Annotated in this window: 20 protein-coding genes; 4 read left to right on the top strand and 16 right to left on the bottom strand. The window is 41.9% G+C overall.

What is annotated here, in order from left to right; genetic code table 11:
* Positions 1 to 177 precede the first annotated feature (177 nt).
* Positions 178 to 2,439, bottom strand: a complete 2,262-nt coding sequence (locus BW961_RS24765; protein WP_068590468.1) for an AraC family transcriptional regulator — start codon at positions 2,437 to 2,439, stop codon at positions 178 to 180.
* Between the two features lie 243 nt (positions 2,440 to 2,682).
* Here BW961_RS24765 and BW961_RS24770 point away from each other — a divergent pair, with 243 nt between their 5' ends.
* From BW961_RS24770 to BW961_RS24780, 3 genes are all read left to right on the top strand, one after another.
* Entirely contained in the window at positions 2,683 to 3,603 is a 921-nt protein-coding gene (locus BW961_RS24770; RefSeq protein ID WP_068590620.1) for an ABC transporter permease, read from the top strand.
* A gap of 31 nt (positions 3,604 to 3,634) precedes the next feature.
* Positions 3,635 to 4,516 carry a carbohydrate ABC transporter permease gene (locus BW961_RS24775; RefSeq protein ID WP_068590466.1) on the top strand — a complete coding sequence of 294 codons (882 nt, stop codon included), beginning with the start codon at positions 3,635 to 3,637 and terminating at the stop codon, positions 4,514 to 4,516.
* Positions 4,517 to 4,579: 63 nt separating this feature from the next.
* Entirely contained in the window at positions 4,580 to 6,142 is a 1,563-nt protein-coding gene (locus tag BW961_RS24780; RefSeq protein WP_068590464.1) for an ABC transporter substrate-binding protein, read from the top strand.
* 252 nt (positions 6,143 to 6,394) lie between these two features.
* On the opposite strand, the gene BW961_RS24785 is transcribed toward BW961_RS24780, so the two are convergent.
* The 10 genes from BW961_RS24785 to BW961_RS24830 all read right to left on the bottom strand — a co-directional run bounded on the left by BW961_RS24785 (position 6,395) and on the right by BW961_RS24830 (position 16,935).
* Entirely contained in the window at positions 6,395 to 7,681 is a 1,287-nt protein-coding gene (locus tag BW961_RS24785; RefSeq protein ID WP_068590462.1) for a Gfo/Idh/MocA family protein, read from the bottom strand.
* A 117-nt stretch (positions 7,682 to 7,798) separates the two neighbouring features.
* Positions 7,799 to 9,412 carry a glycoside hydrolase family 43 protein gene (locus BW961_RS24790; RefSeq protein ID WP_068590460.1) on the bottom strand — a complete coding sequence of 538 codons (1,614 nt, stop codon included), beginning with the start codon at positions 9,410 to 9,412 and terminating at the stop codon, positions 7,799 to 7,801.
* 5 nt (positions 9,413 to 9,417) lie between these two features.
* Entirely contained in the window at positions 9,418 to 9,735 is a 318-nt protein-coding gene (locus BW961_RS24795) for an L-rhamnose mutarotase (RefSeq protein WP_068590458.1), read from the bottom strand.
* Between the two features lie 27 nt (positions 9,736 to 9,762).
* Positions 9,763 to 10,665, bottom strand: a complete 903-nt coding sequence (locus BW961_RS24800; protein ID WP_068590456.1) for an aldo/keto reductase — start codon at positions 10,663 to 10,665, stop codon at positions 9,763 to 9,765.
* Positions 10,666 to 10,691: 26 nt separating this feature from the next.
* The gene (locus BW961_RS24805) at positions 10,692 to 12,623 is read right to left on the bottom strand and encodes a DUF8034 domain-containing protein (RefSeq protein ID WP_068590454.1); all 1,932 of its coding nucleotides are present in this window, start codon (positions 12,621 to 12,623) and stop codon (positions 10,692 to 10,694) included.
* 158 nt (positions 12,624 to 12,781) lie between these two features.
* The gene (locus BW961_RS24810) at positions 12,782 to 14,245 is read right to left on the bottom strand and encodes a beta-galactosidase (protein ID WP_068590452.1); all 1,464 of its coding nucleotides are present in this window, start codon (positions 14,243 to 14,245) and stop codon (positions 12,782 to 12,784) included.
* A gap of 454 nt (positions 14,246 to 14,699) precedes the next feature.
* A complete protein-coding gene (locus tag BW961_RS32005; RefSeq protein ID WP_082867641.1) occupies positions 14,700 to 14,993 on the bottom strand; it encodes a GNAT family N-acetyltransferase in 294 nt (97 codons plus the stop codon).
* A gap of 56 nt (positions 14,994 to 15,049) precedes the next feature.
* The gene (locus tag BW961_RS24820; RefSeq protein ID WP_326110681.1) at positions 15,050 to 15,871 is read right to left on the bottom strand and encodes a class I SAM-dependent methyltransferase; all 822 of its coding nucleotides are present in this window, start codon (positions 15,869 to 15,871) and stop codon (positions 15,050 to 15,052) included.
* 45 nt (positions 15,872 to 15,916) lie between these two features.
* Positions 15,917 to 16,639, bottom strand: coding sequence for a hypothetical protein (locus BW961_RS24825; protein ID WP_068590449.1), 723 nt, complete (start codon positions 16,637 to 16,639; stop codon positions 15,917 to 15,919).
* 101 nt (positions 16,640 to 16,740) lie between these two features.
* Positions 16,741 to 16,935, bottom strand: coding sequence for a hypothetical protein (locus BW961_RS24830; protein WP_068590447.1), 195 nt, complete (start codon positions 16,933 to 16,935; stop codon positions 16,741 to 16,743).
* Positions 16,936 to 17,261: 326 nt separating this feature from the next.
* Between BW961_RS24830 and BW961_RS24835 the strand changes: the two genes are divergently transcribed.
* Positions 17,262 to 17,474 carry a hypothetical protein gene (locus BW961_RS24835; RefSeq protein ID WP_068590445.1) on the top strand — a complete coding sequence of 71 codons (213 nt, stop codon included), beginning with the start codon at positions 17,262 to 17,264 and terminating at the stop codon, positions 17,472 to 17,474.
* 108 nt (positions 17,475 to 17,582) lie between these two features.
* Here BW961_RS24835 and BW961_RS24840 read toward each other — a convergent pair whose 3' ends face one another.
* From BW961_RS24840 to BW961_RS24860, 5 genes are all read right to left on the bottom strand, one after another.
* Positions 17,583 to 18,803 (bottom strand): MFS transporter, encoded by a 1,221-nt coding sequence (locus BW961_RS24840; RefSeq protein ID WP_068590444.1) that lies wholly within the window; start codon positions 18,801 to 18,803, stop codon positions 17,583 to 17,585.
* 72 nt (positions 18,804 to 18,875) lie between these two features.
* Positions 18,876 to 19,295: a MarR family winged helix-turn-helix transcriptional regulator gene (locus BW961_RS24845; protein ID WP_068590616.1), complete on the bottom strand. Its 420-nt coding sequence runs from the start codon at positions 19,293 to 19,295 to the stop codon at positions 18,876 to 18,878.
* Between the two features lie 151 nt (positions 19,296 to 19,446).
* A complete protein-coding gene (gene gyrA / locus BW961_RS24850) occupies positions 19,447 to 21,879 on the bottom strand; it encodes a DNA gyrase subunit A (RefSeq protein ID WP_068590442.1) in 2,433 nt (810 codons plus the stop codon).
* 11 nt (positions 21,880 to 21,890) lie between these two features.
* Positions 21,891 to 23,873: a DNA topoisomerase IV subunit B gene (parE, locus tag BW961_RS24855; protein WP_068590440.1), complete on the bottom strand. Its 1,983-nt coding sequence runs from the start codon at positions 23,871 to 23,873 to the stop codon at positions 21,891 to 21,893.
* 79 nt (positions 23,874 to 23,952) lie between these two features.
* Positions 23,953 to 24,942 carry an ABC transporter permease gene (locus BW961_RS24860; RefSeq protein ID WP_068590438.1) on the bottom strand — a complete coding sequence of 330 codons (990 nt, stop codon included), beginning with the start codon at positions 24,940 to 24,942 and terminating at the stop codon, positions 23,953 to 23,955.
* Between the last annotated feature and the right edge of the window lie 66 nt (positions 24,943 to 25,008).

The following is a 25,008-nucleotide window of genomic DNA, read 5'->3' on the forward strand; positions in this document are numbered from 1 at the left end:
CACAGCCTTGATCTTAGCAATCCTCAGCTCAACGGCAATTTCTAATTTATCGAATCAGTTCGGTATTTATTAAAATCGGTATAATTATCTAAATCCCAATTTTTCAGACTATGCTTCAGTTCTTATTTTCCGAATTGCAAGTTTTGGCGCCAGCATATAAAAAAACCGAAACGGTACTTAAGGTTGCCGTTCCAGTTTTTTTATATTGTTTCTATATTGGCTGGGAGTCAATCCGTGTACTTTCTTAAACAGAGTGAAGAAGTGGCTTCGGCTTGAGAATCCCGATAACTGCATTATCTCAATAATTGTTTCGTCATTAGTTGCAATTAATTCAGTAGCGTACACAAGCCGAACACTATTAACATAGTCGTTCATCGAAACGTTGCTGTACTTCTTGAACAACTTCCCCAAGTAGGGCGAAGAGAGGCCCACTTCTTCTGCAACCGTATCAAGTGACAACGCCGGGTTCGTAAAATCTCTTTGAATAATACGAGTGACTTCTTCGAGCAAATTTATATATTTATGATTTTTTTTGGTTTCCAGCTCCTGCTCCAAATGCCCTAACAGTTCTTGAAAATCAGATTTGATCATCTCCAGCGTCTCAATCTTCTGAAGCTTGTCCAGATACGCATTAAAACTGAAATTCACCTTGATTGCATGGTTGGCTTCCAGTACTTCTATCGCATATCGAATGGATAGCAGCAATCGGATAAGCACCGAGTTGAGAACCGTGAAGCTGAAAGAAGATGCATGGTCGATCATACCGAACAACAGCCGATTTGATTCTTGGAAATGTCCTTGAATCATTGCATCCGTCAATTCTTTTTCTTGATCCTGCGGATATTTAAATTCTTCATTATTGATTTCTACAATGCTCTTCGATAATATCGCTTGGTGGCCAAAGATCATGCGGTAAGACGATAGCTCAACTGTTTTCAAATAATGAAAATTCAAATTCAAAATCGATTCGAAAGTCTCGCTTATCGTAACGGTAATGGACAACTGCAAGTACTTCAATGCATTCCGCTGAAATTCACTAACAATCTCGAACAATCGGTCTTGCTGAGGCGGCTTTTCATCCATGCTGAAGTTAATCAAGACCAATATCTGATCCTCTTCAATGTCTACACATTCATGCTTGTACAGGCCTGAGAGAAGCTCTGAAACGATGTTCATCATGCCAAATTTCAATAAGCTTCGGTCTCTTGAATTATATTTAGAGCAAAGCTCCGAATAGTGATCGATATTAAATAAGAACACCAAGAATGAATCGTGAGGCTCAAGTACAATATTGTATTTCTGAAAAGTGCGGTGAAGCGAATGATCAGGGCCATGATCACTAGACTTAACTAGCTTTCTTAATACGTCTTGTTTCCGGTTGTACGACTCTTCCTTCTTCTCGGACTCCAACAAATTGTGATTACGAATAACGAGTATGACAGGCACATAAAGCCTTCTTGAGAGATAGAACGTGAGCAATATACCCCCGAGCAGGAAGATCAGAATGAGCAGATAAGTCTTTCCCCTCATGCCCGCGATTTCCTTGATAATCTCTGTATAGGGAGTAATGTTTATCAGTTTCCAGCCAAGTTCATCTGTTGTCGTATACGTAATGAAGGAATCTATCCCACCTAAATCCATCCGCAATCTACCTGACGGCTCCCCCGAAGAAATAATCCTTTGGACATAAGAATATTCGTTCATATCACTAAGCAACGGATGTATGGAGTCGCTTGTCATTAGTCTGCCACTTGAATCGATCATAAAAATGCGACTATTTTTCTGCGAATCGTTAGAGGCAATGCTTTTCATCATCCAATCCTCGGATATGTTCAGAATCAAAGCCTCGCTCACTTTCCCCTTCTGCAATTGTGTATCGTAGAACAAGTACGAATATACGCGAATCATCGGAGTCGCATTAGTTGTGATTCCGGACAAAACGTTAGGGATTTCTCGCAAGACTATGCTATGCGAATGGTAATTCTTTATATCTTCTAGGATAGTAAATATGTTTTTGTCCGGAAAGGTCTCGCGATTATAAACAAAGTTTTCACTTGGCACCGTATAGACTGTTTGGCCATTGAAAATATCTATCGAATGCAGAAACGGATAAATATTTTTGTAGGACTGCACTTTCTCCTGATATTTTACGTAATCTTCCGCCGCCACGTCTGAATACAGCAGGTCCTTAATCATATCGTCAAAAAAAGCTGTAATAGCTAACGATCGCGCGGATTCGGTAAGGACCTCCACATTCCGTTTCGTATTGTCCAGTTCGCTTGTTTGTTGGTTATATATCTTTTGTAGCGCATAATCTTCAAAATTCTGTTTCAAAAAGGAATACTGGACGAAAAGCAGTGTCATAGTACTGATTAGAAACGGCAGCAAAATCGATAAAAATAGTTGGAACGGGGTTTTCAGAACGAGCTTCTTGAACATATTCCACCCCACTCCCTCTTAATGCTATTACTGTTACTAATTCAAATAAAAAGAATATAACCGATGTTTCCATCTAAAAACACTAATTCGAGTACAAAAAACGGGAATAAGAACTCTAATTTCACTCTTTCCAGAAAAAAACCACTAAACAAAAAATAGTTTTATTTCCTAGATTTGCTACCATGAAGCTATCAACACAAGTAAGTCAAATTTGGAATTGCAAAGGAGAAGGTCATTGTGACTATGGCTGCTACGAAAAAAAAGAGTAGACAGTTCAGAAAAAGTTTTCAGCTAACGATGTTAGCTCTCCCCGCTATTATCGTTATTTTCATCTTTTCTTACATCCCAATGGCTGGTGTATTTATTGCCTTTAAGAACATCAATTATGAACAAGGTATTTTTCACAGTCCATGGATCGGCTTTGACAATTTCAAGTTCTTCTTTACCTCTAACGACGCTTGGCTAGTCGTTAGGAACACTCTCGGCTACAACATCGTTTCTATTGTAGTCGGTACACTTTTAGCGATAATATTTGCAATCTTATTAAATGAAATTATCAGTCGCAAAGCATTGAAAGTGTATCAAACTGTGTTCTTCTTCCCTTATTTTTTCTCTTGGGTCATCATTGCTTATATGGCATACTCGTTTATTGGACCATATGGCATTCTGACGAGATTTATAGAAGATCTCGGGTTTACATCCTTTGATTTCTATACAGAAACCTGGATTTGGCCCTTTCTGCTTTCCTTTATCAATATCTGGAAGGGGTTGGGCTACATCAGTATCATTTTCTATGCCGGTATTCTTGGCATATCGCAAGAGTACTTTGAGGCAGCCGCAATCGATGGAGCCTCGAAATATCAAATTATTCGCAAAATCACGATTCCGCTCATCATGCCCTTAATCACAATAATGACACTTCTCTCTGTAGGAAAGATCTTTTATTCAGACTTCGGTCTTTTCTTTTTCGTCCCAAGAGAGGTTGGTCAGCTATACCCTGTCACCCAAGTTATCGACACTTATGTATATCGTATGCTGAGACAGTCTGGGGATATCGGTATGTCGTCCGCTGTTGGATTGTTTCAGTCTTTAATGGGCTTTATTATAGTCCTTATCAGCAACTACTTGGTCAAAAAAGTTAATGATGACAACAAGCTATTCTAAATAATAAATATTCAGAAATAGAGGTGAACTCATGTCTTTTCGTAGAACACTACCACAAATCCTGATTCATCTATTACTCATTCTATTTGGTATCAGTTGCATAATCCCGCTCATCTCGATCATCTCCATTTCCCTGAGCGATGAAAACAGCATTATTCAAAACGGGTACAGCTTCGTGCCTCAAGGATTCAATTTCAGTTCTTACGCATATGTGCTTTACAAACCGCTTCAGCTTTTATCGGCCTTAAAGACTTCTCTGATCGTCAGCATTGTAGGCACTTTAATTTCCTTGATTATTACTGCTGGTATTGCCTACGTACTATCAAGAGAAGATTACAAGTACAAAAGTTCCCTTAGCTTTTACGTGTTTTTCACTATGCTGTTTAACGGCGGGCTTGTTCCGACCTATATGCTAATCAGCAAATACTTGCACCTGAAAAATACGATTTGGGTACTCATTCTGCCTTACTTGGCGATCCCATGGTTTATCCTGCTTCTGAGATCCTTTATGCAGAAAATTCCACATAGCATCATTGAATCCTGCATGATCGACGGCGCAAGTGAGTTGCGAATTTTCTTTAAAATAATTTTGCCACTTGCTAAGCCAGGCCTTGCAACAATCGGCTTATTTATCGTGCTTCAGTACTGGAATGATTGGTGGCTAAGCCTTCTGTATATCGAAAAGGAAAGTCTTGTTCCATTGCAATATATGCTTTACCGAATGATTAACAACATTGAATTTCTTACAAGCTCCACGAACGCGATGCCTCCGGGAATGAATACTTCCATCATTCCTGCAGAAACCGCTAGGATGGCAATGGCCATATTGGCCGCCGGTCCAATGCTTGTCGTATTCCCCTTTTTCCAGAAATACTTCGTAAAGGGACTTACAGTGGGAGCAGTCAAAGGCTAGCTTACAATGGACGCGATCCATTTTAAGTATAAAAAAAGGATATATTAAAAAGGAGGATTCATTATGGTCAAACGTTTAAAATTGTACAAATCAGGCATCATTGCAACCATTTTTATTCTTATGTTTAGTCTCGTAATTGGGGCATGCGGAAACAGCAACAACAAAGCGGGAGTCAGCTCACCGGAAACAACTACACCTCCAGCAGAAGGATCTAGCTCGCCTACCCCGGCTGCTGATTTGCCGCCAGTTACTTTAAGTTGGTATTTCCCAGGAAACTTCCCACAGCCAGAGCAAGACAAGGTTTTTACTGAAGTCAATAAAATTGTCAAAGAAAAAATCAATGCCACCATTGACTTCAAACCAATATCTTTCGGAGATTATGATCAAAAAATCAAAGTAATCATCGCCTCTGGCGAAGCTTATGATATCGCTTTCACTTCCAATTGGCTTAATAACTATACCCAGAATGTAGCAAAAGGTGCTTTCTTGCCACTAGATGAATTGCTAGAGAAATATGCTCCAAAATCTTTTGCTGCTATTCCAGCGAATTTTTGGGATGCTACCCGTGTAAATGGTAATATTTACGGCTACATTAACTATCAAATTTCAGCAAGAACGCCTGACGTTGCCACCTCGAAAGCTTTGGCCGACAAATATGGCTTCGATGTGAATAGCATCAGCGGCAAGCTCAGCCCCGATACGATGAATCTGCTTGAGCCATATATACAAGCCGTTAAGAAAGATCATCCTGAAAAAGCATTAATATCTCAGTTGTCGCAAATTTACGAAATGTTTTCTTTTGAATCTCTCGCAGGCTTTAACGTGCCCGGAGCAGTAAGCTATAATGACGATACGCTGACGGTATTCAACCAATTTGAATCTGATGAATACAAGAAGCTCGCTGCTGTTTTAAGAGACTGGAATGCCAAAGGTTATTTAAATTCCAAGGAACGTATCTCTAAGAAACAAGATGACTGGGCCGATGCCAAAGCAGGCAAATGGATTATGGTAATTGGTGGCGCTTACAAACCGGGCGTAGCTTCACTCAACTCCGAATTGGGCGGTGAGCCATATGTTAGTGCTCCGGCTTCCAAGCCATATCTGACGACCGGTGGAATTGTTGCCACGATGCAAGCGATAAGCCGTTCATCGAAAAATCCGGAAAGAGCGATGATGTTGCTCGAGCTACTGAACACAGACAAGGATCTGTTTAACCTACTCAACTTCGGTATCAAAGATGACCACTTTGGTCTCAATGCCGAGGGCTTAATGGTCCCAGGTCCAAACCAACAAGGCTACAATCCGCAAGTACCATGGATGTTCGCTTCCAATTTCTTGGCAAATGTTCAAGAGGGAATGCCGAAAACCGTCTGGGAAGATACGATAAAAATGAACGAGGATGCAGAGCCATCGAAATTACTCGGCTTCTCCTTTGATGCAGAACCAGTAAAAGGAGAAATTGGTAAGACAAGTGCAGTTTTTGGTGAATTCTATAGAGGCATTGAGCTCGGCGTAATAAATGAAACTAAATACAACGAGTTCTTAAGCAAGATGAAAGATGCAGGCGCCGACAAAATTATCGCTGAAATGCAGAAACAAATCGACGCCTGGAAAACTAGTAAATAAATATAGATCATAATAACAACGTGGGCCGTTTAGCAACTTTTTTGCTAGACGGCTCACGTTGTAGTTTAATCTCCTAAGTTTTTAATAATCAGAACTTCGCAACTTTTTTACGTTCTAACATCAGCCTTAATTGTCCCGCTTTATTTTCCTTCACTATTTCCATGGCCATGTGCGGTTAACCTGGTTCTGTAGGCAACAATACATTGTGGCTCCATTTTTTTGATATTTTGTATCGTTTAAAGAAGATGTTCACTATTCATTTGTGTCTCCTTCGTTCTTTAATTCATTTATATAGTCAGCCATCACAATAACTTGGCTTTCCAGACGCGATTTTTCGGCAGCGAAAGCAATCAGATGGCTTTTCACAGAAATATCCGCACTTGTAAGCCCTTCTTCTTTTCCATCACTTCGCACAAGTCGGACAAAATCTCGCATTATACCTGTATCGCCGCCGCCATGTCCTGCTAGATCCGTATCCAGATTGATTGCCTCTGTCTCTCTAGTAATGAAGTTCGTTACTTCAATGACGTTTTTCTCCATATCACCTCTTATTTGACCTTGAGTACCCATCAACTTCACTGATCGCCCGCCTTCATAAGTAAAGGCACTCATCGTAAATGCAACAGTCACCTCATTGGCGAATTCCATGTTCACCACTTGATGATCGACCACATTATTATCGCAATGATACACGCATCTGCCATAAGGTCCTTTCTCAAGGGCTTGAAGCACACCTTCGTCACTCGTATCATTACTGACAACAGCGCGAAGCACTTCTCCGACCCAGTCATCTCGTTCAAGATACATTCTTGGTGCATAATAAGCACAGTTATCTTTGACGGGACAGCCGTCCAAACAGTACATAGGCGCACCTTCTGGTGCACTTTCTTTGCGGAAATGGGTTAATGAACCAAAGGATGAAACTTTAGTGCAATCTGCATCAACAAGCCACTGTAAAATATCCATATCATGGCAACTTTTAGAAAGAATCATTGGGCTTGAAATCTCTGAATCGCTCCAGTTTCCTCTTACAAAGCTATGTGCTTGATGACGATGCTCCACGTTTTCCGTATGTTGAATCGAAATGAGTTTGCCAATTTTACCATCCGTAATAACCTTTTTGATCGTTGAGAAAAAGTCCGTATATCTAAGCACATGGCAAATCGAAAACACTCGATTATACTTCTTAGCGTAATCACCCATAATGATACATTCTCGCGGATCGGGTGACATCGGTTTTTCCATAAGAACATGGTACCCTTTCTCTAATGCCTTCAGCGCAGGCTCGTAATGCATTTTATCCTGCGTACAAATAAGTATCGCATCAGCCAGCTTAGGTCCTGCAAGCAGATCCTCCCAACTTGAATAACAGTGCTCATCCCAAACGTCGTGGGCTTGTTGGAATTGTGCTCTTCGCTCGGGATCGATATCCGCAACGGCAACAAATTGTATGTCTTCTGGATGCTGCAATGCATACGTTGCATAAGCACCCATCCCTCTTTGTCCTGCTCCAATTAATGCTGCAGTAATTTTTTTCATGTTTTCCTCACCTTTTTATTGATTTATTTTAATCGAAAATCTAAATTTGACGTTTTCTTCAAACCACATTGGAAAGTTAGTACCCCAAATATCACTTTGAAAATAACATGAATTTTTTTATAAGTTCTGGTAAGGCAACTCCTTGTATTCAAAAGATTCAAATGTCGCGTTCCCTTCGACGGTTCCCTTAACTCCCTTCGCATAGACACCGACGCGAGGAGCCGTAAAGCATAAAAATCGCGTATGTTGTTCGGGATACAGGAATTCCGCAGGCAATTCAATTCCGATATCCGTATAAGTTACCCCATCTAGCGAATAAGAGAAGTTAAAGGTTTTCGTCTCCGAGAATAATTGCGCTTTAAGCCAGATTGCCGTGGAAGCTTTCGGCGGGAGCGGCAATTTCGCAAGTGTATTTTTGCCGACGGCAACGTAATGATCAACCTCAAGGTAAAGTCCATCGTCCTCCTGGTTTTCGTGCAGTCGGCTTACATCGAAGGTCTGCCCTGAGGTTTGCCCGAGTCCATTGCGGATGGAGAAAAACAGAAACGCATCGGAATCACGATAGAGGGTCAATCCTGCTTCCTCTCCCCGGCTCTTCGAATCGAATACCAACTTCGTTGTGACTTCGAAGCCGAAATGATGCCATCGTCGGGTTAAGATAAGCGTCGATTGAAGACCAAAAGGAATGAACGGTTTGCAGGAGATCCGAAGTCCTTCTGGTGTCAATCGGAATCCATCTTCTACTGGATGACGTACCCACTCCCACTCTGGCGATAATTCCGTCCCTGAGAATGTATCTAACGAATAGTAGTTCGGTACGTCCATGTTCTCAGTGTTCGGAATTATGATCTCATCCATCGGAATTCCCTCGTCCCCGATGACGAACCAATCATCCTCTGTCCAATGAACTGGCTGTAGAAACGTTTCTCGTCCGAGCGGGCAGAACCCCTGGGGCGTAAGAGGTCGGCCGCCGAGATGAAACATCCACCAATCGCCAGATTCATCCTGCACCAATTTTCCGTGACCAGCTTTTTGAATGCGTTTCTCAGGATCCTTCTGAGTAAGTACTGGATTGTGCGGGCATGGTACGTAAGGCCCCCAAATCGAGCGGCTCCGCGCAAGCGTCACCTTATGCTCGAAAAAAGTTCCTCCTTCTGCGAGCATGAGGTAGTACCAGCCGTTTCTCTTTACCACATGTGGGGCTTCTGGTGCTGAACCGCCAGTTCCTGGCCATACTTGCTTCGCTTCCCCGATCAGTCGTGAGCCATCCCTCGCCATCTCATGTACCCAACCGCCACCGAACGCCAAGTATCGCTTTCCGTCATCGTCGTTGAAGATAGACGGATCGATAAAATGATGATTGAGCTCTATCGCTTCGCTATAGGGCCCTTCTGGACGGACCGCGGTAAACAAGAGATTCGTACATCTCGGTTGCCCATGGTAATATGGCACGACGACCCATAAATTTCCGTCATAATAGGAGATGTCCGGCGCGAATACGCCGAATGAATCTGGCATCCCAGTCAAGTCTAGTTGACTCTTACGCGTGATGACATGACCGATCGGTTTCCATCGAACCAAGTCCCGAGAGTGGAGAACTTGCACCCCAGGGAAATACTGAAACGTTGATGTTACCATGTAATAGTCCGAGTCCACGCGCACGATTGAAGGATCGGGATTGTCGCCAGGCAGTACGGGATTTGGGAAGGTACCTGCTCTAACAATGTTCATCCCGCTTAATCCTCCCTTCGCGTAAACGCATATATTTCGTTAGCATCTACCCACATCTCCGAGAAACAGGCGCCAGTGAGCTGCTGCCATCGCTCTTCAACGACAGGATCGACGAATCGTTCTGGTGCTTCAAACATGGAATCCGCCTCCACCACCATGAACAGACCTACCCCGTCACGAAAAATTCGTAGAGAAATAATCCCCGCTTCCTGCATATATTTCTTGTTCAGCTCGGGAATTTCGTTATGAAGCTGCTCATAGTGTTTGACTTGATCAGGATATAGCTTGGCAATTTTAAATCCGATTGTGCGCGTCGTAGACATGTAAACCACCTCATTATGTTGTTTGGATTAGATGAATAGCTTTTGTTTATCGAATAGTCGATACAGTTCCTGTTTATCTTCTTCGCTAAAACTAACTCCATCGCAATAAGCTATGTTTTTCCTCAAGGAGTTCAAAGATGAAGTTCCCATTAAAGTCACATGAATATCCGGATTGCTTAGGCTAAAGCGCATAGCAGGTTCTATCAATCCTTTAGGCTCTGTCTTTCTTAAAAAGCGTATCATATCCAATCTCCGCTCAACATCTTCCATGTTTTCCTCTTCCAAAAAGTGTGCTGGCGCATCGGCGAGAACGCCCATACCTAGTACACTTCCGTTCATTACGCCGATACCCATTTCTTTAGCCAGCGGCAACACTTCGTCTTTGGCGGTATGGTCAATAAGCATGTACCGTGCATAAAATTGGATACTATCGAATAATCCAGTTTTCATGTACTTCAGCAATAGCGGTAGATTTCGCGTCGTCACTCCGAGGTAGCGAATTTTCCCATCTTGTTTTAGCTTTTGAAGCGCCGGAATAGTCTCTTCTATGATCATTTCCCAAGGTTGAGATTCCACATCATGAATTTGTAGTAAATCGATCCAATCCGTTTGCAACCGCTGCAAACTATCTTCTACAGATCGAATCGTGCTTGCATAATCGTATTGGCGATCAGAACGAACGGCCTTCGAAGCTAGAATGACTTGATTCCGTCGCCCTCCGACCAACGCCCTTCCGATTCTTCGCTCCGATTCGCCGTCACCGTAAATAGGCGCCGTATCGATTAGATTAATTTCCGAATCCAATGCTTCATGAATTAATCGCTCTACTTCGGTTTCATCCGTTTGGCCATATACCCCTCCAAGAGGCGCACCACCTAAGCCTAGCTTGGAAACTTTGAGCCCCATATTACCGAACGTTGTAAATTGCATATCGTCATCCCCTCTTAACTGTTGTCTTATTTTACTCGTCCTTGTATCAGCATTGATTTATGATCCTCAGGCCAAGGCATATCATAGGTTGGTGTATTAACGTAACGTTCCATCGAAGCCTGCAAAGTAATGCCTGTTCCCGCTGGCAGTGAAACCTGAAGATATCTATCTCCTACAGTAATAGAGTCCGTTACTTCACCCTTTTGATTCATGAGTTCTACTTGCAGAAACCGGTGTTCACCAAACATACCTGCTTGAACGATCATTTCCTGATCATCGAACAAACTTGTATTAACCAGATGAAGAGTAACGGAATTCGATGTCAACTTCTCCACCAAAGCGGAAATGCCAGAAGGCAACCCTGGTCGTTTGGCCAGAGCGTCGAAATACCTTACGCGACCATGCTGTAGTCCGCCGTGTGAATTATGCATCGGAGCCCCCAAGGTTAGCTGCACAAGTCCTTCAAAATAAAGCGGACACATTTCTTGCCATGCATGGATGCTAGAGAAGTCACCCTCGCTATACTGATGCGCCCAGTTATGTGGATCGCCTTCTGCTGAGCGCATTTTGGCTAGCTGATTGCCAATAAGCTCATAGTTTGCGGATAAGATCCGCTCTGGATAATCTGAATTGCACCCCCGAATATATTGATACCAAGGCTGCGTATTGCCAATGTAATGCTTCGTATTCCGTCCCGTTTTCTTATCGGTACCTGACATCTTCGGTACAATAACCTCGTTCCAATCATGATTTTTAGGGATGCGCTCCACGCGCTCAAGATCTTCATCCTCCATCGATATGAACCACAGATATACTGGATAATGTGGTGTTGCTTCACGATAATCCGCCCAACCACTATCGAAATGCTTGTGCGGTACGACCCATTTATCCTCTTGTAATTGACGCAGCTCCCAATTCCGATCAAGCTGCTCCCTTGCTAGTTGCAATTTCTTCATGTCCCCAGTAAGCAAGACGGCATTCATACAGGCATTCGTCAATGGCTCGATAATCGTTAGGAAACCATGCGGCCAGCGCCAGCCATAATATCCCCCCCACCATTTGCCGTCATTATATTGTCCAATTTCGCCAGACAAGCCGATATTGTCAGGTATAATCCCACCATTTGTCTGCGTTCTTTCCTCCCAAGCACTTAAATATTCCGTGATTACATCTCGAAACCGTTCATCACCCGTATGAAGAAAAGCATGCGCGAGCAGGCTCGTAACATTCAAATTCAGTGGAACATCACCGCGATTCATGCGCTCATTCATCCTTTGAATAATCTGTTTATATGTTTCATCATCCGACCATGGACACTTTCGACTCGCGAAATCTACACCTGGAATATCTTCGAATGGAGCCAAATAATCATCCAAAATGCCTCGATGTGTGCTCCAATCCTCCTCCGTCACCTGAAACCTCGGACCCATACTTCCAGTTAAAGGGGAGCGGATCAGCTTCTTTTCGCTATCATAGTTAGGCGCTTGCGGATCGTCGCCTGAGTACATATTGGCAAAACGTACAGCTCGCTGGCGATCTTTAGGCGTTGCAGGCCCAGCCAAACCGAGAAAATACAAATAAAGATAGCCTTCACCATGATGCATCCAATCATAATAACGATCAAACTCTCGATGAATTTGCCCATACTCCGTCCATTGCCAAGTAATCCCTTCCCATATCTTGCGTGATTGCTCATGTAATTCAGCGCTTCCGCCCAGAACGTACAGGAGCGCCAAATTCATAAAGCCTTCATAGGGATCATCCGAGCCATCCATACCTGGCCATTCACTCCGCCAAATTAAGGTGCCGTCTGCATGCGTGTATCTTTCGATAAATTCTTGCGCCGCTTGGTTTAGGGTTTGAAACAACAGCTGCTGCTGTATTGCCCATTGCGGAGGCGTCACTTGTTCGGATGACTTTATTTGGACAGACTTTCTATTAAGTTGATACGAATCCATTACACCTCTCCCCTCTCTTGTTTTTACTGATTCTTCTCATATAAAGCCTAACAAGTTACCGTGTAGCTGAGAACAATAAATAACAACGATTTTCTGAAATAACAACAACCACGACTACTTTTATTTGATTTTTCTCTAAAATTTAATGATAGCTTGTATTATCCTAGCTCGGCGAAATCCTGAAGGGTAACTATCGGATCTTCCGTCCCATGCAGTTCGAAGATAATGAGTTCATTATCGCCCTCGCGTAAAAGTGGGGCTGGAATATACAATGTTTTTTGCGGTCCGATCTCCCAATAACGCCCGAGATTGAAGCCGTTAACGTAAGCGATTCCTTTTGTCCAGCCTTCCAATTTCAAAAATGTATCGCCAATTCCTTCCACCTGAAATCTCCCTTTATAGAAGGTAGGCGTAAATGATTCGTTGGTCTGCTCTTCCTTAAATACGAGCTCTGCTAAATCGTTCAACGGGAGCGTATGAATTGTCCAATCATAGAGAAATTGCAGACCAAGACGAACGCCTTCAGTTATGCCTTTGGGATCCTTTAATTTGTATCCGTAATTGATTCGCCCCTGATTTTCCACGAGTATGCTTAATACCGCGCCTTGGGCTGGAATATCCAGCACGATATCTCCATCTGATATATCCGTTTCTACATCATGCGTATTGCGTTCAACGACACCTTGAAAAACCCCATCCAGAAAGACGAGAGCGCGATCTCTTACTTCTTGAATGGCTAATTTCATTTGGGATAAAGGTCCTTTAACGCGAGAAGTGTACAAAATAAAACCGTAATCCTGCCCGAACCTTTCCATCGCTTCCGGATAAGGGCTCTGGATTGGCGTAGTCAACTGAGACAGCGAGTCAAACAAACGTGCTTGTTCTCTAAAGCGGACTTCTCCAAAATGCTTTTTAGGAATCGCAGGAGGTAATGCAATCTGCTCTATTTCGGCATACTTCACAATCACTTCACGAACTGCCATATACTTATCCGTGATGTCTCCAGATTCATTCAACAAAGCGTCGTAATCATAGCTCGTCACCGTTGATTCATATTTCCCCAGATCATTCGCACCGTTATAAAACCCGAAATTGGTCCCGCCATGGAACATATAAAAGTTAACGGATGCTCCAACATTCAGCATTTGATCCAGAGCGTCCGCTGCATCAATAATAGGCCCGCCGTTTGTACACAGAAGCGGTAAAAATTTAGGGATTAATATATCGTAATACGCATCAATTTTGGCCAAATAAGAGGGATGACTACAGCGCAAGCGCATATGGTCTTCTTTTAAAAGCCAAGCAGGCAATCCTCCAAATTCCCATTCCGCACAAATATACGGACTCGGACGCACGATTACGAACAAGCCCTGCTCATCCGCCAACCGAACGAATCGAATGACGTCCGCCATACGCTCGAAGTTAAATTCACCTTCAATAGGCTCATGTAAATTCCAGGGAACGTAAATTTCCACCGTATTCAAACCGCAAGCTTTTAATTTCACTAAGCGATCCTCCCAATATTCAGGCACGACGCGAAAATAATGGATAGCTCCGGATAAAATACGAATAGGCTTACCGTTATATACGAATTGTTTTCCTTCGATTGTAAATGTAGACATAGTCGCTTCTCCTTCTCTTCTTAGTTTATTGTCAGCTTAACTAGTTTCAACGTTTTTGAAAATAATAAGAAGTTAACATTTCTCCAAAAAGTAAAGAAGATCGTCTACTTTTTTGTAACTTTTCTCTAAATTTTAATCTAAAGTATTGATCCTAGTTGAATAAAGTAGTCACGCTGTGACAATAGTTCCCGCAGCAGGAGATCATAAATACCCCCGCTGAGATGCCCATATATTTCCGAAACACTTTTCCGAAATTACTACTCCTTTCGAATCTGCATTATTCGCTTATCATCTGAACAGTGAGATCTGTGCCTTCTTTCGGTATTTTGATTTCCACAAAAAACACCCCTTAAAATAGACATTGGCATACCCAGGGGGATTCCAATGTCTATTTTAAGGGGTGCACTTTAGCACATTTTTTTTGTGGGTGTTTTAAGCGAATCACGCATGCTTATTATACTTGCTTTTGAAATTTAAAAAGTTTTAATTTAGATGTCAATTGAACTTCCTTCACTTTTTCATAACCTAACTTATCATAGAAATCATGATTTCTGAAACTCAAATGCGGCGTATACAATGTCCGAATACTGACATTTGGGAATTGTTGTTCTATAAACTGCATCGAGGATGTCCCAATTCCTTTACTTTGATAATCCTCATGGTTAAATAACTTATCAAGATGCATACGCTCATCGTTACCTCTGATATCCAGGGCTCCTATAATCTTATTTATTTCACTATCTAGTATTGTGTAATGATCGTCTTACTCCTTTTTGATGAAAACTTCGAGAAAACACTAGACCGTTACACTTTCCGCCCTATATACAAAAGATGAGAGGAAATGCCTAATAACGATGGATCTTCTGCTCTTCGTATAAGGAAATCAATAAGCTGAGCATATTCCTCTGGCCCCTTCTCTTTCCAATAAGATAATTGCTCGTCATTAAGTAATGTTCCTATATTCGTAGAACCAATGAGATTAATAGATTGGAACCCGTTACTCTCCATGAAAGGTTTAATCTCTTCCACCTTGAAAAAATAGGCACCCGTATATCTTCCCTCATCCGTATGATTAAAAATACCATCGTTCATAAACTCCTGAATAGCCTGCATGTGATCATTAGGCTTCCACTGACTCGGAGATCGCAACGACGTGAACGCATGATTCGTACGAGAGCGGAATGCTACAAATACATAACCCTCTTTTTTCGTCACACGATGAAGTTCCTCAACAGCATTCCGACGATTGGTCTCATCCTGAAGATGATACAATGGGCCGAGCATCAAGGATGCATCAAAAGATTCATTAGCGAACTCCGATAAATCCCGTGCATCTGCTTCATAGAACCCATCAAAGAGCCGCTCTACGCCATGCTCCTGTGCTTTCTCTTTAGCTATTTGAACAAATCTCGGTGTAATATCTGTTAATGTCATTCTGTATCCCTCTTGAGCGAGTGCAATCGCATACTTACCTGGACCTGCTCCATTGTCCAAAATACGACCAGTTGCTGGCAGATACTTATTAATATAATGCCAGTTCACTGTGAATTCGAGCGGTTCTCGATCTAAGCGGCTCCACTCTCGCTCCCCAAAGCTATCATAGTATTCAATGACTGGATTGATCATATAGAACTCCCCCCTCTATTTATAGACCGATACTCACACTTCAAGTCATTCCCATCTTCGCAGATTGACACCATCCGTTAATCTAATAATCAAGCCAGCTCCCATGCCCCCTGATATATTCTCAAGCTTATCCATTGCAATACTGAACTTATCAGAATAGATCTGCTCTTTTCCTCCTGGAGCAATTAATAGAGGCGTCAACCTAATCACAGGCAATTTAGATTCTGAATTACCCCAATACTTGGGAAACTCTATGATTGGCAATATTTCAACTAGCTCTCCACTATAATTTGTCATAGGCACTTGGCAAGTTCCTGTAAGAAATCCATCCTTAAGCACGTAGTTACAACTAACTCGTGATTGATCTACTTCGACTGCATATACCCCTGATGCAAATACACGCTGATAGCTCCTCGTTAGCCAATCCGGAGCACTACTTACCAACATCATAATAACGATAAATACGATAAACTTGTTCCTGTTAAGACCTCTGTCCATAAAGAACAATACAACCCCAATGAGAAACAACGTAAAAATATTTGCAAAGTGTAATCCCATGCCATTCTCTCCTGAATGTAGCGGCAGACCCACCCACCGAAAGAGATTTTCAACCCACATTAGTGGTCCCGGATAACGGATGCATAACAAGATAACAACGACCAATAATGTGACCGAGATCGCGAGAGAACGCCAATCTCGAACTAGTGTAAGTTTCTCTTCCTCCGTACGATGATATAGCTCTGTTGTATTATTCTTTTTCAGAAACATGTGAAGTCTCCTTTACCTGATCGTTATAGTCATATAGTTATAACGTCAAGTTGTTCACAAAGTTACAATAATTTACACTGATGTAAACTATAACATGTCATTTAATGGACTTCCTCTGTATAGACTTTTCCAGCCACCGTTTCAATCTCCACACGATCACCCTTTTGCAACACAAAATTCAGAAATTTGCGAGATATTTCCAGTCCATTCAGCTTCATTGTCTTCACATGTTCTAATTCCCAACCCAGTTCATCATATAAATCCATGTCAAAAATGACGTCATTTAACGTTTGCATCGTATCACCTTTCTCAACCTATCTTGTTTAACCCTAGAAGTTATATATTAACATAACCATCTATTAATCGCTGTACCCTTATGTACTGTAATAACAATCAAATAGTAAACTCCCATAAAAGAAATAACAAATACAAGAGATTCAATCTATAAACCTCCAAAAAACGACTAGTAGATTCAGAGATTTGATAGATAATAGCAATATATGATCGGAAAATGACAGAAAATTCTTATAGTCTGCCTGCATGAAGTGACAATCTTTTTTCAAGAGAGATGATATATTTTATCTACACTTAGAGAACTAAGTGCATAAACGGAGGGATTAATATGGGAGAATTAGAAAATGCTATCGTATTGGAAGAAGAAGTAAATGTAGAAGACGCTGAAATATCTGAATCATCCGATCCCAGCGAAGATGTGACTGACGAAATCCTTAATGAAGAAGAAGCTGATGACGCTGAAGACGCTGAAGATGCTGAAGAAGAAGTAGAAGAAGTTGAAGTTTCCGATGAAGTTGAAACGGAAGACGATCTCATCTAAATTATAATTGTAATCCAACTCCCTTCTCCTTGAAAAACATAAGAAACAACATCAACCTGTTCATTTATGAACAGGTTTTCATTGTGTCTATAATCTTATAAAGGTTACCTAGTCATCCGCTAATTCAATTCCCTTTGTTTCTTTCCCCAGGAATAATACCGCAGAAGCTCCTATGAGAATAACTACAAAAAACATCATAAAGATAACATTGATTCCTGTTCCATTTGACACTAGCATACCGACTAGTAATGGGGCTACAACGCCACCAACACGCCCCATAGCCGTTGCAAGTCCAACGCCTGTTGTACGAACTTTTGTAGGATATAACTCTGGGCTGTACGCGTACAATCCACCCCAAGCACCCAAATTAAAGAAGGATAAGAAAATACCCGCCGTAATTAACATACCTACTGATGTTGCATATCCAAACCATGCTGCACTCACAGCCGTCATTACTAAGTACGTTACAAGGACGAATTTACGTCCAAATTTCTCAATGAAATAAGCTGCAGTGAAATAACCTGGTAATTGAGCTAACGTCATGATCAGTACATATTCAAAACTCTTCACCAAGCTGAACCCTTTCAGAGTCATAACCGTCGGTAACCATAGAAACATGCCATAATAGGAGAATACGACTGTGAACCACAAAATCCACAGCATGATCGTAGAACGGCGATACTTTATCGACCATACTTGCACTACCTTCTCACGAAAAGTAGGTTTGCGAATACCAATTTGTTTGACGAAACGCGGTGGATCCTCAATCGCACGTCGTAGATAAAGTGCATATAACGCAGGGACTGCCCCAATAACGAAAGCCGCTTGCCAGCCATACTTCGGAATAATGAAGTATGCTATGAGCGCAGCACAGATCCAACCGACTGCCCAGAAGCTCTCTAATAACACTACAGCTCGTCCACGATACTTCGCAGGCATCGATTCAGATACAAGTGTGGACGCTACAGGTAACTCGCCCCCGAGTCCAACACCAGATATAAATCGCAGTACACACAACATACCAAAGCCAGTAGCTAAGGCCGACAATCCACTAGCTATAGAGAAGATTAATAAAGTCCACAATAATATAGATTTACGTCCATGACGATCTGCCATAGCTCCTGCCAACACAGCGCCAAGAACCATTCCCATAGAACTAATGCTGGTAAGAAAGCCAATCTGACCAGCAGTTAGTGTCCATTCCTCTCTTAGAGCAGCAACAATAAATGAGATAATTCCAACATCCATCGCGTCGAATAGCCAACTCAGGCCAACGCCGAATAGCAACTTCCGTTGTTTAGGATTTCGCAGTAATTCCAAGTTGTTCATGATATGTTTGACTCCCTTAGTTGTCTCAACCATGTTAATCTACGCTAGTAGACAAAGACTATGCATTAATACTTATACTACTTTTGTATTTGCTGTTATCTTCCCTAGTAGATAAACAAGTAATTGTTGATTATGTGATGATATACGATTTAACACCGTAGACAGGAAAGCGTCTCGGATTTGTACACCGCGTTCTGCTTCTTGCTTGCCCTTCTCAGAGATCGATACCCAAACAATACGTCGATCAATACTGTCACGTTCTCTGCCCAACAGTCCATTTTTCTCCATCCGGTCTAACAGCATTGTAACTGCAGCGGGACTTGTAGCCAAATAGGGTATGAAATCTGATGGTTTCATGGTGCCGCGTTCCACTATGACCTCAAGTACTGTTAATTGAGATTCTGTTAGTACAGGTGCAAGCTCACTTTCCATATGCAGTTTATAATCTTTGCTAAGCTGGGACCATAATTTCGCGAATTCGGAAGTCTGCAACTGTATACCTACCTTTCTTATATACACTTCGTTTATAACATTAACTTTCGCCGAAGTTTGTTCCATTTCCTTCCTGTCTCGCAAAATTTTCATTCTAAAAAGAAAGCACTCTTACTACAAATGTAGCAGAATGCCCTCCCTATTCGTTATTTCACTTCTCAAACAGATCTATAATCTGATCATTTTTATCCAGCTGAATCAATTGTTTACCTGTTGATTTACGATCTGTTATTGGCGTTTGCTCAGAAGTCATAGCATTTGTAGTCCCCGCTTGGCTAACAGCCACTAAATGTACAGGATTCTTACAATAGAATGCCCCAACTAATTCGCTACCGTTAGGTTTCACACGTTTACCTTCCTTGAATTCAAACGTCGGTAACCCTTTACCACCACGGCTTTGAGATAGATAGTCAACCAAAAGTGAACGTTTGGCGTAGCCAATATCACTTACCGTAAGAATTTCACCTTCATCGTCTTCCACCCATAGAGCAGATACGATCTCGTCACCATCTCGTAATTGCATGCCTCGGACACCCGTTGATACTCGTCCCATTGGGTTAACTTCTTGTTCTTTGAAGCGAATACTCATCCCAAGTTTACTTACAAGAAGAATATCCTTGCTGTTATCACTCATCGTAACGGAGATGATCTCATCCCCTTCTGCTACTTTACATGCAGCGATAGCACTCGAACGATTCGTCATATATTCTTTCAACTCAGTACGCTTGACTTGACCTTTTCTTGTCACAAAGACAAGACTCTTACCAGGATCATCAAGTGTCGATACAGATATAAATCCAATAATGTCATCCTCTTTAGCAAGGTTAATTACATTCACTATGGCTGTTCCAGCATCCTTCCACTTAAACTCTGGAATTAAATGAACAGGTAGAATGAAATATTGTCCTTTTTGTGTGAAGACCAACAAGTTATCGAGTGTGTTAAGTTCAAGCACTTTTTTGAGATAGTCGCCATCCTTCACACCAGATCCTTCCCGATCACCACCCGACCTTGTAAAGGACTGCATACTGGTACGCTTGATATATCCTTCTTTAGACAGCGTCACAATGACATCTTCTGCATTGACCAACACTTCAAGATTAACCTTGATTTCCTCGACTTCACCTTGAATGACGGATCTACGATCTATGCCGAATTTGTCTCTGATCTCCATTAATTCTTTGCGGATTAAGGCAACTAGTTTCTTATCACTTTCAAGAATAGCACGTAACGTTTCAACCTTCTTATGAATTTCATCCATTTCTTTCTGCAATGTCGTGATCTCTAAGTTCGTGATCCGATAAAGTTGTAACGTTAGAATGGAGTCTGCTTGGCGCTCGGTAAAGCCAAACATCCATTGTAAGTTGTTCTGCGCATCCTGGCGATTCTTAGAAGCTTTAATGGCTGCTATGACTTCATCTAGGATGTTAAGTGCCTTCACTAGCCCTTCTAGCACATGTAAGCGATCCTCTACTTTGTTAAGATCAAATCTCGTTCTGCGAGTCACGACTTCACGTTGATGTTCGATGTATGCGCTTAGAATCGGTTTAAGCCCTAATTGTTGCGGGGCTTTGTTCACGATCGCGACCATATTGAAGTTATATGTGATTTGCAAATCTGTTTTTTTCAACAAATAGGCCAAAATTCCTTGTGCATCTGCTTCTTTCTTCAGCTCTACAACAATTCGAAGTCCTTCACGACCACTTTCATCACGAACTTCAGCGATACCTTCTACCTTTTTCTCTAAGCGGATATTCTCCATAGCTGTAACAAGGCGTGATTTAACCACCTGAAAAGGAATTTCCGTGATGACAATTTGTTGCTTGCCTCCACGCATGAATTCAATGTCAGTCTTGGATCTTAAGTAAATACGACCTTTACCGGTACGATAAGCATCCATGATGCCTTCTCCACCCATAATTGTTCCACCAAGAGGAAAATCTGGACCTTTGATGAATGTCATCAATTCTTCCAGTTCGATCTCTGGCTTCTGCATGACGGCTATACACGCATCGATTACTTCACGTAAATTATGAGGGGGAATTTCTGTCGCGAAACCTGCAGAAATACCACTCGCACCATTCACCAATAGATTAGGATATCTCGACGGTAACACAGCTGGTTCTTGTGTTGTGTTATCGAAGTTGTCCTTGAATAACACCGTACCTTTTTCGATATCACGCAACAATTCTAATGCAATCGGAGATAACCTTGCTTCCGTATAACGCATAGCTGCCGCTGGATCATCATCAATGGATCCCCAGTTACCATGTCCATCAATTAGCGTATGTCCCATCTTCCATGGTTGTGCCATACGCACCATACCATCATAAATCGATGAATCTCCATGAGGATGGTAATTCCCCATGACATCACCGACCGCCTTAGCTGACTTACGGTAAGGTTTGTCAGGCATATTGCCCGAATCATACATCGAATATAGAATCCGCCGTTGCACAGGCTTCAGCCCATCGCGTACATCCGGAATCGCACGATCTTGAATAATATATTTAGAGTACCGCCCGAAACGGTCACCGACGACTTCCTCTAGGTAGGCCGGCAGATATTCTTCTGATAAGCTCATCTATTCACCTTCTATTCCTCAACATCAGTAAAGTCAACATTATCAACAATCCAACGTTTGCGTGGTTCAACTTTATCGCCCATTAGCGTGGATACACGTTTCTCTGCTTTAGCTGCATCTACAATCTGTACTTTAAGTAACGTTCTCATTTCTGGATTCATCGTTGTCTCCCACAACTGCTCAGGATTCATTTCTCCGAGTCCTTTATAACGTTGTAATTCATATTTGTCGCCGAATTCTTTCAAATAGTTCGCTAGTTCTTCATCGCTCCATGCATAACGCATCGTCTCAAGTTTACCCGATTTACGTGTGATCTTGTACAATGGCGGCTGGGCAATAAAGACTTTCCCCGCATCAATAAGTGGCTTCATATAACGGTAAAAGAACGTCAGAAGCAATACTTGAATATGTGCTCCATCCGTATCCGCATCGGTCATAATAATTATTTTAGAATAATTGCTGTCTTCAAGTTCGAAATCCGTTCCAATTCCTGCACCGATAGCCGATACAATGGCACGATATTCCTCATTCTTCAGGACATCTGCCAGTTTAGCCTTCTCTGGATTCAACGGTTTCCCCTTCAAAGGAAGGATTGCCTGGATCTTAGAATCACGCCCCTGCTTAGCAGAACCACCCGCAGAATCTCCTTCCACAATGAATAGTTCTGTGCGTGTCACATCTTTAGACTGTGCAGGCGTTAGTTTACCATTCAGATTGGAACTCTCACTGCGTTTCTTACCCGTTCGCATATCATCTCGTGCTTTACGCGCAGCTTCACGTGCTCTCGAGGCCTGAACAGCCTTCTTGATCAGAGTCTGAGCAACCTGCGGATTCTCTTCTAGAAAGATCTGCATGTTCTCTGAGACAATCGCATCTACCATACTCCGAGCGGATGCACTACCTAGTTGGTCTTTGGTCTGACCCACAAATTCTACATCAGACATTTTGACACTAATAACCGTCATCATGCCTTCACGTAAATCTGATCCTTCTAGATTCTTATCCTTCTCTTTGAGTAAGCTTGTTTTTCTAGCGTAGTCATTCATGACACGTGTATAAGCTGTCTTGAACCCTGTTTCATGCGTTCCCCCGCCACGTGTTGGAATGGAGTTAACGAAAGATGCAAGCGTCTCTGTATACCCAGCATTATACTGAAGTGCTACTTCAACTTCGACATCATCCTTCTCAGCATTGAAATGAATAACCTCATGTAGCACATCCTTGCCTTCATTAAGGAATTCAACGAACTGACTCGCGCCACCTTCATAATGAAATTCATCTTGCTTATCAGATCGATGATCTTTCAGTACAATACGAAGGCCTGAATTCAAGAAAGCAAGTTCCTGTACCCGTTCTGCTAATGTATCATAATTGAAGTTAATGCCATTTGCGAAGACACGTATATCTGGTTTGAAAGTCACTTTCGTACCCGTCTTATTCGTATTTCCCAATACTTCAAGACCTGTTGAAGGTTCCCCTACATGTTCTACACCTTTCTTATCTACCCAATATTCGAAACGTTGGCGATGTATCTTACCGTCACGGAATATATCGACTTCAAGCCATTCTGAAAGAGCATTCGTTACAGAAGCACCAACGCCATGCAGACCGCCTGATTTCTTATATCCTGAACCTCCGAATTTACCTCCGGCATGCAGAATCGTAAATACAACTTGAGGTGTAGGTATACCTGTTTTATGAATTCCTGTAGGAATTCCGCGCCCATTATCTAGAACAGTCACGGATCCGTCTTTGTGTAAAGTTATTTCAATTCTTGTGCAGTATTTGGCAAGATGTTCGTCCACTGCATTATCCACGATTTCCCATACTAGATGATGAAGTCCCGATGCACTCGTACTACCAATATACATTCCAGGTCTTTTGCGAACCGCAACTAGACCTTCGAGCACTTGAATGTCGTCTACATCGTACCCGGCATGGCCTTTATCGCCGCCTTTGGATGACTCTGCAAGCAAATCGATCTGCTCGACCATTCATGCTCCCCCTTAGTAAATCTTTATCAAAGATGATGTTCATCCGATGCAAACAGATGTTTTGTTATCCTTGTCTATTTTAATTCAAGATATCCCTTTTCGTAAAGACTGTGAATGAAACAACAACCGAAACAAGTGCCCATATTCCCAATACAATCAACGAAAAATTAAGATTCATTCCTTCAATGGGAGCTGGTGTTCCGGCCAAATAATTCGTAAGTTGCAAGTTTACCATAAATAAATATTTAGCGCTTGTCCATGCAGATGCCATATTTGTTAAAATAGTCCCTGCTATGAGTGCAGCCATCATAACAACAATACTTGCTGCCGTACTTTTCACTAACACGGATACCATAAAAGCAAGTAAAGCAACCGTGACAGCTACAAACCATATTAATCCGCATTGCATCAACAGATATTCCCACTGTGGTACCGCATGTACAGCAGACATATCGACATTAGAACCACTAATCTGGAACCCCGTAAAGACTGGAATATTAAAACCAACATATCCAAAAAAAGCTCCTGAGATCAAATAACTTATAGCAAAAGTGGAAAAAATAATCAATGACACAAACATGATCATCGTAATCATCTTACTCAGCAGTACTTTCCACCTTTTTACCGGTCTTGTCAATAACATTTTGATCGTACCTGTCGTTCTTTCACCAGATACAATGTCCGAAGCGATGGCCATAATGAGTAACGGAATGAATAAATTGATGGAATTATCCATGAATTCGCGAGTGAAAGTAACCCCATTCGGTTCTTTAGGATTCACATCATGATCCAGATAATACTGTAGTTGTTGTACAAAAATAAGTCGATACTTCTTCCATTCCTCAGGAATTCGATCGCTACCAAGTGAATTCTGATTATCTGTTATTTGTTGTTGTAATTCAAGCCGCCAATCCCCATTGAACTTATCTCGGCTAAGTTCTGATGACTTCATTTGGGCATACGTGAAAATGGGTACCAGAATGAGCAAAACAAGCAGAACGACGTAAAAACGTTTCTTTTTAATAATCTTGATACATTCATTTTGTATTAAGGGTAGGATGTTACTCAATGTTTTCACCTTCAGTCATTTGTAGAAATAGTTGTTCTAGTGTTGGATTGATTTTATTGACACCTT

It is taken from the genome of Paenibacillus macquariensis (genome assembly GCF_900156375.1).
GTDB lineage: Bacteria > Bacillota > Bacilli > Paenibacillales > Paenibacillaceae > Paenibacillus_AQ > Paenibacillus_AQ macquariensis.

What these genes read in the sequence shown, in the direction of transcription:
- BW961_RS24765 (WP_068590468.1), bottom strand. Translation starts at nt 2,439, where the DNA reads ATGTTCAAGAAGCTCGTTCTGAAAACCCCGTTCCAACTATTTTTATCG.
- BW961_RS24770 (WP_068590620.1), top strand. Translation starts at nt 2,683, where the DNA reads ATGGCTGCTACGAAAAAAAAGAGTAGACAGTTCAGAAAAAGTTTTCAG.
- BW961_RS24775 (WP_068590466.1), top strand. Translation starts at nt 3,635, where the DNA reads ATGTCTTTTCGTAGAACACTACCACAAATCCTGATTCATCTATTACTC.
- BW961_RS24780 (WP_068590464.1), top strand. Translation starts at nt 4,580, where the DNA reads ATGGTCAAACGTTTAAAATTGTACAAATCAGGCATCATTGCAACCATT.
- BW961_RS24785 (WP_068590462.1), bottom strand. Translation starts at nt 7,681, where the DNA reads ATGAAAAAAATTACTGCAGCATTAATTGGAGCAGGACAAAGAGGGATG.
- BW961_RS24790 (WP_068590460.1), bottom strand. Translation starts at nt 9,412, where the DNA reads ATGAACATTGTTAGAGCAGGTACCTTCCCAAATCCCGTACTGCCTGGC.
- BW961_RS24795 (WP_068590458.1), bottom strand. Translation starts at nt 9,735, where the DNA reads ATGTCTACGACGCGCACAATCGGATTTAAAATTGCCAAGCTATATCCT.
- BW961_RS24800 (WP_068590456.1), bottom strand. Translation starts at nt 10,665, where the DNA reads ATGCAATTTACAACGTTCGGTAATATGGGGCTCAAAGTTTCCAAGCTA.
- BW961_RS24805 (WP_068590454.1), bottom strand. Translation starts at nt 12,623, where the DNA reads ATGGATTCGTATCAACTTAATAGAAAGTCTGTCCAAATAAAGTCATCC.
- BW961_RS24810 (WP_068590452.1), bottom strand. Translation starts at nt 14,245, where the DNA reads ATGTCTACATTTACAATCGAAGGAAAACAATTCGTATATAACGGTAAG.
- BW961_RS24820 (WP_326110681.1), bottom strand. Translation starts at nt 15,871, where the DNA reads ATGATCAATCCAGTCATTGAATACTATGATAGCTTTGGGGAGCGAGAG.
- BW961_RS24825 (WP_068590449.1), bottom strand. Translation starts at nt 16,639, where the DNA reads ATGTTTCTGAAAAAGAATAATACAACAGAGCTATATCATCGTACGGAG.
- BW961_RS24830 (WP_068590447.1), bottom strand. Translation starts at nt 16,935, where the DNA reads ATGCAAACGTTAAATGACGTCATTTTTGACATGGATTTATATGATGAA.
- BW961_RS24835 (WP_068590445.1), top strand. Translation starts at nt 17,262, where the DNA reads ATGGGAGAATTAGAAAATGCTATCGTATTGGAAGAAGAAGTAAATGTA.
- BW961_RS24840 (WP_068590444.1), bottom strand. Translation starts at nt 18,803, where the DNA reads ATGAACAACTTGGAATTACTGCGAAATCCTAAACAACGGAAGTTGCTA.
- gyrA (WP_068590442.1), bottom strand. Translation starts at nt 21,879, where the DNA reads ATGAGCTTATCAGAAGAATATCTGCCGGCCTACCTAGAGGAAGTCGTC.
- parE (WP_068590440.1), bottom strand. Translation starts at nt 23,873, where the DNA reads ATGGTCGAGCAGATCGATTTGCTTGCAGAGTCATCCAAAGGCGGCGAT.